Below are 888 nucleotides of genomic sequence, written 5' to 3'. Positions count from 1 at the left end.
GGAGAAACCGTCGCGGATCGCGAACACCATGGCGACCTTCTCCGCGAGCAGGCGGCGCGCAACGAACGCCAGCGTCTGCACCGACACCTGGTCGAGCCATTGTGCGTCATCGATCACGCAGAGCAACGGCTGGTCGTCGGCGGCGGCCGCGAGCAGACTCAGGACCGCCAGTCCGACCAGGAAGCGGTCCGGGGTCGGGCCGGCGCCGTAGCCGAAGGCCACCGACAGCGCTTCGCGCTGCGGCGCGGCCAAGGTGTCGAGGTAGCCCATCAACGGGGCGCACATCTGCTGCAGGCCGGCATACGCGAGTTCCATGTCGGACTGCACCCCGGACACCTGGACGGTGCGGAAGTCGGTGGCGGCCGCGGTCGCGCAGTCCAGCAATGCGGTCTTGCCGACCCCGGCCTTGCCGCGCAGCACCATGGCCTGCCCGGTTCCGGACCGCGCCGTGGCGATCAGGTCCGCGAGTCGTGCGCATTCCGGGCCGCGGCCGTGCAGTTCCGGCTTCGACTGCCCAGCCTGAGTCGACATAGCTCCCACCGCATCTGTTGGTTCGATCTGGAATGCTAGCGGCGGTATCAGCCGTCGACGAAGGTGACGGACTCGTGCAACGGCGCCCGGCCGGTGCGGGTCATGGTCGTGGATTCGTCTTCGAAGCCGATCGACATGCCGCAGAAAAGGCTGAGATCGCCTGGGGGCGAGAGGACGTCTGCCACGGTCGCCCCGGTCAGTGAGTCGCCGCTTGTTCGAGAATCCAGTCCGCGAACCGGGTCTCGAAGAATGTCGCGGCCCCGTCGGGAACCAGGGTGTCGTCGTCGATATCGATGCCCCAATATTTCGCGGCGGGATCGGTGATCACCGGGCGCTTGTCCCCGCGCGCGATCAGGG

Annotated in this window: 1 protein-coding gene; it reads right to left on the bottom strand. The window is 68.0% G+C overall.

Annotation, left to right across the window (positions count from 1 at the left end; genetic code table 11):
- Positions 1-531 (bottom strand): AAA family ATPase (locus H7J86_RS00045; protein WP_267288600.1); only part of this gene is annotated, 531 nt, incomplete at its 3' end.
- Between the last annotated feature and the right edge of the window lie 357 nt (positions 532-888).

This window comes from Mycobacterium hackensackense (assembly GCF_025822555.1).
GTDB classification, from domain to species: domain Bacteria; phylum Actinomycetota; class Actinomycetes; order Mycobacteriales; family Mycobacteriaceae; genus Mycobacterium; species Mycobacterium fluoranthenivorans.
The sequence above is the reverse complement of the archived record's forward strand: the minus strand, read 5'-3'. Positions and strand labels throughout refer to the sequence as shown.